Source organism: Pedobacter metabolipauper, assembly GCF_004362715.1.
GTDB lineage: Bacteria > Bacteroidota > Bacteroidia > Sphingobacteriales > Sphingobacteriaceae > Pedobacter > Pedobacter metabolipauper.
Genome location: NZ_SNYC01000001.1, coordinates 1 through 7,412 on the forward strand (window position 1 = coordinate 1; position 7,412 = coordinate 7,412).

At 36.9% G+C, this 7,412-nt stretch carries 15 protein-coding genes; 9 read left to right on the plus strand and 6 right to left on the minus strand.

What is annotated here, in order from left to right; all coding sequences use genetic code 11:
- A partial coding sequence (locus tag ATK78_RS00005; RefSeq protein WP_166664776.1) for a transposase occupies positions 1-417 on the plus strand: 417 nt, incomplete at its 5' end.
- 239 nt (positions 418-656) lie between these two features.
- Here the strand turns inward: ATK78_RS00005 and ATK78_RS00010 are convergent.
- The 5 genes from ATK78_RS00010 to ATK78_RS00030 are packed head-to-tail and all read right to left on the minus strand — an operon-like array spanning position 657 to position 3,166.
- On the minus strand, positions 657-1,046 hold the full coding sequence (locus ATK78_RS00010; protein WP_133574023.1) for a helix-turn-helix domain-containing protein: 390 nt from the start codon (positions 1,044-1,046) through the stop codon (positions 657-659).
- A 2-nt stretch (positions 1,047-1,048) separates the two neighbouring features.
- On the minus strand, positions 1,049-1,240 hold the full coding sequence (locus tag ATK78_RS00015; RefSeq protein WP_133574024.1) for a hypothetical protein: 192 nt from the start codon (positions 1,238-1,240) through the stop codon (positions 1,049-1,051).
- Between the two features lies 1 nt (position 1,241).
- Entirely contained in the window at positions 1,242-1,796 is a 555-nt protein-coding gene (locus ATK78_RS00020; protein WP_166664777.1) for a DUF4468 domain-containing protein, read from the minus strand.
- Between the two features lie 35 nt (positions 1,797-1,831).
- On the minus strand, positions 1,832-2,458 hold the full coding sequence (locus ATK78_RS00025; RefSeq protein ID WP_133574026.1) for a hypothetical protein: 627 nt from the start codon (positions 2,456-2,458) through the stop codon (positions 1,832-1,834).
- A 3-nt stretch (positions 2,459-2,461) separates the two neighbouring features.
- A complete protein-coding gene (locus ATK78_RS00030) occupies positions 2,462-3,166 on the minus strand; it encodes a S24 family peptidase (RefSeq protein WP_133574027.1) in 705 nt (234 codons plus the stop codon).
- 128 nt (positions 3,167-3,294) lie between these two features.
- On the opposite strand from ATK78_RS00030, the gene ATK78_RS00035 reads away from it, so the two are divergent.
- The 5 genes from ATK78_RS00035 (at position 3,295) to ATK78_RS00050 (ending at position 4,631) form a co-directional block, all read left to right on the plus strand.
- On the plus strand, positions 3,295-3,549 hold the full coding sequence (locus ATK78_RS00035) for a helix-turn-helix transcriptional regulator (RefSeq protein ID WP_133574028.1): 255 nt from the start codon (positions 3,295-3,297) through the stop codon (positions 3,547-3,549).
- Positions 3,533-3,781 (plus strand): hypothetical protein, encoded by a 249-nt coding sequence (locus ATK78_RS00040; protein ID WP_133574029.1) that lies wholly within the window; start codon positions 3,533-3,535, stop codon positions 3,779-3,781. The genes ATK78_RS00035 and ATK78_RS00040 overlap by 17 nt, the downstream gene beginning before the upstream one ends.
- Complete coding sequence (locus ATK78_RS22625) at positions 3,753-3,920, plus strand: hypothetical protein (RefSeq protein ID WP_166664778.1); 168 nt, start codon at positions 3,753-3,755, stop codon at positions 3,918-3,920. Before ATK78_RS00040 ends, ATK78_RS22625 begins: the two co-directional genes overlap by 29 nt.
- On the plus strand, positions 3,920-4,123 hold the full coding sequence (locus ATK78_RS00045) for a hypothetical protein (RefSeq protein WP_133574030.1): 204 nt from the start codon (positions 3,920-3,922) through the stop codon (positions 4,121-4,123). The genes ATK78_RS22625 and ATK78_RS00045 overlap by 1 nt, the downstream gene beginning before the upstream one ends.
- A 292-nt stretch (positions 4,124-4,415) precedes the next feature.
- Complete coding sequence (locus tag ATK78_RS00050) at positions 4,416-4,631, plus strand: hypothetical protein (RefSeq protein WP_133574031.1); 216 nt, start codon at positions 4,416-4,418, stop codon at positions 4,629-4,631.
- Between the two features lie 25 nt (positions 4,632-4,656).
- Here ATK78_RS00050 and ATK78_RS00055 read toward each other — a convergent pair whose 3' ends face one another.
- Positions 4,657-4,836: a hypothetical protein gene (locus ATK78_RS00055; protein ID WP_133574032.1), complete on the minus strand. Its 180-nt coding sequence runs from the start codon at positions 4,834-4,836 to the stop codon at positions 4,657-4,659.
- Here ATK78_RS00055 and ATK78_RS00060 point away from each other — a divergent pair.
- The 3 genes from ATK78_RS00060 to ATK78_RS22840 form a co-directional block, all read left to right on the plus strand.
- Complete coding sequence (locus ATK78_RS00060) at positions 4,835-5,839, plus strand: recombinase RecT (protein WP_133574033.1); 1,005 nt, start codon at positions 4,835-4,837, stop codon at positions 5,837-5,839. The two genes, ATK78_RS00055 and ATK78_RS00060, sit on opposite strands and share 2 nt — an antisense overlap.
- A gap of 77 nt (positions 5,840-5,916) precedes the next feature.
- Positions 5,917-7,161, plus strand: coding sequence for a hypothetical protein (locus tag ATK78_RS00065; protein WP_133574034.1), 1,245 nt, complete (start codon positions 5,917-5,919; stop codon positions 7,159-7,161).
- 26 nt (positions 7,162-7,187) lie between these two features.
- Positions 7,188-7,412, plus strand: a 225-nt coding sequence (locus tag ATK78_RS22840; protein WP_208112274.1) for a hypothetical protein, incomplete at its 3' end; no start/stop codon positions are given.

A 7,412-nucleotide genomic window follows, 5' to 3' on the forward strand; every position in this document is an offset into this window, starting at 1 on the left:
GTCAAACAATTATTGGCACGCAGCAGATATGTACTGTATAAAAAGCCTTCGGCCTGGACAGACAGCCAAAAGGAACGTGCTGGTCTATTATTCGAACGGTTTCCAGATCTGAAAACAGCGCATGGGCTGAGTATGGGACTCAGCCAGATCTTTGAACATACCACAGATAAAGTATTCGCGCTGGCAAATCTGGCCAGATGGCATGAGCAGGTAAGACAAACCGGATTCAAGGCATTCAATACCATTGCAAGGTCAATAGAGAACCATTATCAAACGATACTTAATTACTTTGACAACCGTTCCACAAATGCTTCAGCGGAATCTTTCAATGCAAAAATAAAGGCTTTCCGATCCCAGTTCAGGGGAGTGAAAAATATAGAATTCTTCCTGTACAGGTTAACTAATTTGTATGCCTAGATGTCAAAAAATCATCCCTGCTCCACAACATTTGGGATTGATCCGGAATTCGTGCGAAAATTGTCACCCTTCAAAAACAAAAAAGCCCGTTAATGATACATTAACAGGCTTTTTAAACATTTTGATATTACTATCAGCGGAGAGTGGGGGAATTTTGTTAGTTCCAGAACCCTCTTTAAAACCTGTTTTATCGCTATTTAAACCCATCTTTTTATATACTCTTAAATACTTTGTGGACCTTAATTGTCCCTGTTTTGGACTTTTATCTTGAACTCATAGAAGTCATTATGCAGCTTTAACAGCTCACGTCTAAGGCCTTCAACTTGGTTGTACAATATAGCTTGATCAGTTGCGATAGTTGTAACATCCTTAACCAGATTTGATTTCATTGGAATATGTTTTCTTTTTCCTTTGCCGGTAAAGAACCAGGTATAATCCATATCCAATTTTTCGTGCATCAATTTCACAACATCGATAGGGATGATGAAATCACCATTCTCATACCGGGTAATAGTAGCTGCGTCTTTTCCAACTACGTCGCCCATATCCTTTTGAATAAGGTTTTCAGCTTTCCTGAATTCTTTAAATCTTTTTGCCTCTTCAGTAACAGGCGTTTTTTTTAATTTCATCGTTAATTATTGTTTTTATTAAGGACCGGCTTGATCATTTTACCTTCAGTATTTTTAACAAGATCCTGCTGCAGATCTTCGTAGCTTATACTAAAGTTCATTGAGAATGATGCCCGGTAAATCCCAGTTTTTTCAAAATACTCATCGGCTAAACGTTCCTGACGCTCTTCTTCAGATTCTTCTTTATTTTTCATATTAGAACTCGTCGATTTGGGTGTTACTGTTAATGTATTTTTTGTAGTTTTCAATAAGCCCATTAATTCGTGCATTTAAGCCTGAAAACATTTTCTTATCATCCTTCGGAGTAAAAGATTTTCCATTATCAAATCTTACCCATACTGGATCAGTGCTCCTAAAATCATATTTAGAATCTAATGACTTATTCATAAATTGATATAATCTTAATCGAGACTTAGAATCCTTTACAGTAATATCGATCATAAAAGAGAACCTCTCAGTTGAACCAAAAAAACCAGATATAATTATGTCTGTAATTCCGTTTCCTAAGATATTACCAGTTTCTCTATTTTGAACTCTAATTACTTCTTTAGAATCCAAAAAAGTGTTAGCAAGCCACTTTAAAGATAGTTCATATATTTTATCCTTACTCAAGTTGGGATGATCATTGATACTTTCGTATGTGATAGAACCATCCTTGACAGGAACAAATACTCGACTCGTATCTTTTTTCTGCGACTTGCCGCTTAAGCCTAGGGCCATCAATAAAATGACCATTAAATATTTTTTCATTTGCATTTATTTTTTTTTGGTCGGTTTTTACTTTGCTAAAAGCTGTTTGATGATTGCTTATTTGCTGCGTTTAATTTTCTCTCTTCAGCGGATTTAAATTCTTTCATCATAGGTTCATCATAAATATAACAGACAGCTCTATATTCAGAACCTGAATCTTCTTCGCTCATTCCTATATTGATGTTTTTAGTGCTTAGCTTCCAATTATATTGCCATTGCACTTTACCTGGCTTGAATCTAAAGAATTCAGGTCTACCCCAATCATAGGTTGGTTCCTTATATTTTTCATATATGACAGATCGTATATTTTCCATTTCTTCTAGTAATTTGTTATCAATATAATTTGCTGTTTCCTTATATGACTGTATATAGATACCAAACAATTTACCTTCTTTATTATATTGCGGTAGAAACGTATAATCGTATTCACCTATTTTGTTTAAAATATCAGGCATTAATCTTTCATATTCTTTTTGGGTCATTCCGAACATAACCCTACCGTATGCTATTCTTGCGGTCGGTTTATATAAAGAGTCTCTTTTTAAACTATCCAGTTTATTTGAATCAACGGTGTCAACATAAGTTGAATCATTAACTTCGCTGGAGCTATAACACCCGTAAAAGATTAGTGCGACAATTGATATTAATAGACTTTTTTTCATGATTTACGATGCTCTTTTATCCATCCAGCCTTGTATAAGCCAGAGGTTTTTTATTTTATCTTTTTTAACTTCAAACTGATCGTATTTTACATTTTCGCTTTCTAGGGAAAAATAGTTCTTCGGATCATCTTTATATTTTCTAATGTATTTGAGATATCTTCTTCCATTTTTCATAACTACTCCGTAAATCTGACCATATTCTAGCGATTCTCTCCAGTCGTCATCGAGTTTAATCCCAAAAAGAACACTACTTGATTTAATTATATTCTCCATGCTATCTCCAAGTGCTCTAAAAGCGGTGCATCCATAAAATTCTGGAATATCCATGTAGTAATCGGGATGTCTGGTACCATCATCATACTGAACATCTGAATTTCCCGCCATAAAATCCGCACTGTAATACGGGATTAGTTCAGATGATGACGGATTAAATTTTCTTAAACCGCTAATAACACCGTTATCAGTCTCTGTCTTGACTATATAGTCATCTTCATTCATGTTTATCGCTGATATAAACTTCTTTACATTACTATTCATTTGCGCTAACTTATCTAATATGCCGTTGGGCATAGGTACCTTACCATTAACAACTTGAGAGAATGACGATTCATTGGTATAGCCAATTTTATTTCCAACCTCTTTCTGGCTGGACCCTTCAAGCACCTTAATAAGCTCTACGGAAATTTTTAAAGTCTGTAAATCAGTCATTTATTAAATAATATAAAAAAGTTTATATAAAGACTTTGTTTTTAATATAAAGAACTTTACATTTGTATTGTACAATTAAACAAAGATAAACATAATCAATATTCCCTCATATCCCAAATAAGTACTATATGTTACAGAACCACACTTACCCAGCATTCTTACCTCCGCCATTTGGCATCGAGCAGCTAACTCCCATGGAGCGGGAGATTGTAAAGAGATCGCATTTAGAGGATAAGATCATAGCTGATTCATTGAACATCAGTTATCACACGGTCACTACGCATAATCAGAATATCCGGAGAAAGACTGGCTTACAGAATAAAGGTCAGGTCAATCGTTGGTATTCGTCAACTATAACCACAAGAAATGATAAAGTTAATTGAGCCGCCAAAAGAAAGGTTCTCATGGGCTAATGAGATACTTAAAATGAAAGAAGGGGATAAGGTAAAAGCGCGAAAGCAGTTTGCCGGATCAATTGCCCCAGTGATCAGTAGGGATATTAAACTTAAGGCCCCTGATCGAGAATATTCAATTGACACCAAAAGTGAACCTAATTACATCATCATCGAATTTAAAAAAGCTGAAAATGAAGATCTCAAAGAAACAACGCATTAAAGAACTAGAGAGTAAAGTCGAGGAACTGGATTCTAAGTTAAAATCGTTCATGGAGTTCGTCGGGTATGAGGGCTTTGAATACGGTGCTGCTTTTGAAAATAATACCATTAAAAACTTAACTATTAACATATCCAAGTAATGCAGATCGCATACCTAAATAAAGGAAAAGCAAAAGCGAAGTCCCAAACGGACGAGATGCTTGAACGATTCTATTTACGGGATATTAAAATGGTATGGAACAAAAGGAAAAAAGAGTTAATGGAGCTTGGATTTACGGAGGAAGAATTTGCAATCCGGGTGAAGCAGAAGCTTAATGAAAAATTGGGCATCTACTGTCAATAGATGCCCGCTTAAAAACCACTTGTCAGTAATTAATAAGAACCATATCAAAGGTAGTATAAATCAGGCAGCTGTCAACTGCTCACTACCCATTAAAAAACCAATAAAAAATAAGAACCATGTCAACAGCAATCAAAATTCAAAAAAAACCGGATCTACTATTCTGCTTCAGTTGCAGAGGGATCATCAGGGACCATCTGTTAATGAGCTACAGTTGTGGCCATAATTTCTGTAATGACAATTGCAGGGATGAATTCGACGAAAGGAACGAAACCCATACAAGGAGGTATTCGTAATGGGAAATTTAAACGTAGCATCGGATTCAACTACATTAAAGTTGAAAGAAATCATTAAGGGACTTAATGATGAGATCCAGCAGTATGAGAAGGCTGTTTTGCAGACTGATGAGCATGCTAAATTCTTTAAAGGGAATATAGCTGGCTTAAGAAGGTCAAAAACTACTCTTGAAATATTCTTTCAGAAACAATTGGAGGATGAAAAAAATGGTTAGAATATTTTCACCGGCCCGCGAAGAACTACAGGGAATCTTTGCCAACAAATTCAAATCCGTCTTGCAAAAGGAAGCCAGACGCAAGGAGGTAGGCAGGATCATAAGGGATTTCTTTATATGCTTTCTCATATTCCTTGTAGCAGTATTCTTTGCATTCCTCCCAGTAATAATTCAATAAGTAGTCATAAAAATAAATAGATATCATGTCAACTCAAATTCAAGTTACTAAAGATTACATCGAAAGGCTTCATCCCTTATCGGTTGTGAAGGATGCCGCCATCGGTGATCATTTCATAAATAAATTTGTTGCAATGTACCGTGTTCCAAAAGAACAGGCTATTGCATTCCATGAACGTGAAAAGGATAATTTCATCAAAAGAATTACCGATAGTGAAGATTTAAGTGCTTGTACTCCTATGTCTATCTTTCTGGCTTACATGCAGGTCGGTGGCTGGCAGTTGAGCTTTGAAGGTGGTCCGCAGTCTGATGTATATTTAATACCAGGTAATAGAAACATCGCTCCTAAAGGTCAGCCGGATAAATGGATTAAGGAGGTTGTTGCGCAACCAACACCATATGGTGAAAAGAAAATACGTATTCAGAATGGCCAGATTAAGGATGCCGCCAAACCAATTATAGTTTGCAAAGGTGATACGTACGAAGAATACACCGATGATCATGGTAATGTCCGTGTTACTTGGAAAAAAGGCAATAGGGGTGATAATCCTATCATTATAGGTTCTTTCATCCGTATTGAGAAGTTGGACGGATCCTACGAGATAAAAACATTCGACATGGGCGATGTAGCGAAATGGAAAGCTTCATCTGAGAACAAAAACGCGAAGTGGGATGCTGAGGCACAAAGGAAACTACCTGGTAAAGCTAATGCATTGTACACATCAAATAATGGTCAAATAGATAAACTATTCTTTGAAGGTAAAACACTCAAACATGCTTTCAAACTTTATCCTAAAGTGGTCAATGCCCCAAAACTACCTGAAACTTTCGTGCCAGTTGGTGCAGACGCTATCAGACAAGGTTTTGATGTTAGTGAGTTCACTGATGCAGAAGTGGTTCCTAACGAACAGATTAACGCACCTGCCACCGACGACTTCTCTCAAGCCCTTGCAGAAGCGGAAACACAACCTGCAGAAGAAACCCATCAATTCGCCAACGCTGGCGATCATGATGATGAACCAAGCTTTTAATTAACCCAATTTATAACCAGGCAGCCGCAATATAAAACAACCTTGTCAGTTGAGCGGCTGCCTTTAATAAGAACCAAATGTCAGAAATAGCAGAAAATCCACCAGTAACACAAGAGCTTATTAAAGTTGAAGAGGTTACGAATGTCATTCTATCCGGATTAAAGACCGCACTTCCGTATAATCAAAAATTAAACAATCTTGCGGTAAGTGAGATTGATGCCGCCTTAACAACCATCGAAGGTGAGGGTATGAGCGATGAATTAGATCTTCATCTTAATGGCCTACAGTTGAAATGTAAAAAGGCTGTTGGTGTAATGCAAGAGAAGCGTATGCCAGGTACGCAAATGATGGATAAGACCATCAGCATCTTTACCGGCCTTGAAAACGATTTGAAACCTTCCAAAACCGGTAAAACAAGGTACGATAAAATTCAGGCCTTACGTGATCAGTGGGCTACCAAAAAAGCAAATGATAAACGTATAGCAGATGAAAAAATCCTTAAAGAACAAAACATCGAAAAAGAAAAGATCTCTATCAGAGCTGATATTCAAACTTATATCCGTAAGATTTTTAATGAGAAACTTGCAGCCTTTAAAACCTCGGTCCAAACAAAGTATAATTCATTAACCATTGATACCCTGGCGGAAGTTACGGAGAAGATCAATCAATCTCCAATTCTTTATCCGATAGATGCATTCCGCAAGTTGGAGCCTTCTTTGTTTCCAGTTTATCTGGATAAGGAAACGGTTGATAAAATTGTCTACGAAGAAAGAGAAGCCTTATATGATGAGTTGTCGGCAATGTTTCGCGAAAATATGGAGGTTGAAAAATCTACCACGCTGGAATTACTTCCATCGAGAATGAATGAATTAAAGGCTATTGCCAAAGCTGGTGCAGAAGATAAAAAACGTCTGGAAGCCGAAGCTGAAACCCGAAGAATAGCAAATGAAAACAGGCTAAAATTAGAACAGGCTGAACAGGCTAAAAAAGATGCTACTGTCATTCAGGGTAATGTTAACATGGCTACGGCTAGTACACTGTTTGATACCACCGCTAAGCTGGCAGAAGTTAAAGAGGCTTCTGGAAAATCGAAAGTTGCTGAAAAGATTACGATCACCAGCACCGAAGGTTGTGGAGCTTTGTATTTATTCTATTTTGAAAAAGAAGGTAAAGGACTGAGTGTTGAAGATCTTTTGAAAAAAACAGGTATTCAAATGAAAGCCTTTGCCGAAAAGCATGCACTTAAAACAGGGGAGAAGATTGACAACCCTGCAGTTATTTACGACGAAGAGGTAAAAGCAGTTACATCGAAAACAGTTTAGTTCACATATTTTAAATAGAATCAAAAATGAAAATCATAAATAAAGTTTTAGTATCGGTTTCTGAATCGGATATTAAAGATGGAAAGTTTGTAAATAAAACAGTTACAGAAGTTGCTGACAGATGTTTTAATGATCTACCGTCATTACGCGCGGTGTCTCTACCGAAGGCAGAGAAGATTGGCAGTGATTGCTTTCGCTCCAACCAAGCTTTAACGGAGATCAGCCTTCCGGCCTTGACTACCGCTGGCAGT

Excerpts from the sequence above, each read along its gene's own strand:
- ATK78_RS00035 (WP_133574028.1), top strand. The coding sequence starts at position 3,295 with ATGTTACAGAACCACACTTACCCAGCATTCTTACCTCCGCCATTTGGC.
- ATK78_RS00055 (WP_133574032.1), bottom strand. The coding sequence starts at position 4,836 with ATGATATCTATTTATTTTTATGACTACTTATTGAATTATTACTGGGAG.
- ATK78_RS00045 (WP_133574030.1), top strand. The coding sequence starts at position 3,920 with ATGCAGATCGCATACCTAAATAAAGGAAAAGCAAAAGCGAAGTCCCAA.
- ATK78_RS00020 (WP_166664777.1), bottom strand. The coding sequence starts at position 1,796 with ATGAAAAAATATTTAATGGTCATTTTATTGATGGCCCTAGGCTTAAGC.
- ATK78_RS22625 (WP_166664778.1), top strand. The coding sequence starts at position 3,753 with ATGAAGATCTCAAAGAAACAACGCATTAAAGAACTAGAGAGTAAAGTC.
- ATK78_RS00015 (WP_133574024.1), bottom strand. The coding sequence starts at position 1,240 with ATGAAAAATAAAGAAGAATCTGAAGAAGAGCGTCAGGAACGTTTAGCC.
- ATK78_RS00025 (WP_133574026.1), bottom strand. The coding sequence starts at position 2,458 with ATGAAAAAAAGTCTATTAATATCAATTGTCGCACTAATCTTTTACGGG.
- ATK78_RS00060 (WP_133574033.1), top strand. The coding sequence starts at position 4,835 with ATGTCAACTCAAATTCAAGTTACTAAAGATTACATCGAAAGGCTTCAT.
- ATK78_RS00030 (WP_133574027.1), bottom strand. The coding sequence starts at position 3,166 with ATGACTGATTTACAGACTTTAAAAATTTCCGTAGAGCTTATTAAGGTG.
- ATK78_RS00065 (WP_133574034.1), top strand. The coding sequence starts at position 5,917 with ATGTCAGAAATAGCAGAAAATCCACCAGTAACACAAGAGCTTATTAAA.
- ATK78_RS00040 (WP_133574029.1), top strand. The coding sequence starts at position 3,533 with ATGATAAAGTTAATTGAGCCGCCAAAAGAAAGGTTCTCATGGGCTAAT.
- ATK78_RS00010 (WP_133574023.1), bottom strand. The coding sequence starts at position 1,046 with ATGAAATTAAAAAAAACGCCTGTTACTGAAGAGGCAAAAAGATTTAAA.
- ATK78_RS00050 (WP_133574031.1), top strand. The coding sequence starts at position 4,416 with ATGGGAAATTTAAACGTAGCATCGGATTCAACTACATTAAAGTTGAAA.